The sequence below is a fragment of the Microbacterium sp. K36 genome (assembly GCF_004794355.1).
Classification (GTDB): domain Bacteria; phylum Actinomycetota; class Actinomycetes; order Actinomycetales; family Microbacteriaceae; genus Microbacterium; species Microbacterium paraoxydans_D.
In genome coordinates, this window is record NZ_SSDN01000073.1 from 1 (window position 1) to 267 (window position 267).

At 79.0% G+C, this 267-nt stretch carries 1 protein-coding gene; it reads right to left on the minus strand.

Annotated features, from left to right (window positions below):
- A partial coding sequence (locus tag DW296_RS08380; protein WP_275092119.1) for a BadF/BadG/BcrA/BcrD ATPase family protein occupies positions 1-241 on the minus strand: 241 nt, incomplete at its 3' end.
- Positions 242-267 lie beyond the last annotated feature (26 nt).

Consider the following 267-nt stretch of genomic DNA (forward strand, 5'->3'; position numbering starts at 1 on the left):
CGGGGGCGGCGAGCGCCGCGGTGAGAGCGGTGGGCGCGGCCAGCCCGTCGTGGGCACGGAGCACGGCCCGCAACGCCTCGCGGCCGAGCCAGGATCCGCTTCCGAAGTCGCCCAGCTCGGGGCCCCAGCCGTCGACCAGACGCGCACCGGAGGGGTCGACGCCCAGCGCCACGGCTCCGGTGCCGGCGATGAGCAGCACGCCGGCCGCGCCGTCGAGGGCGCCCGCATGGGCGGTGACCACGTCCGACGCCACTGCCACGCGTGCGC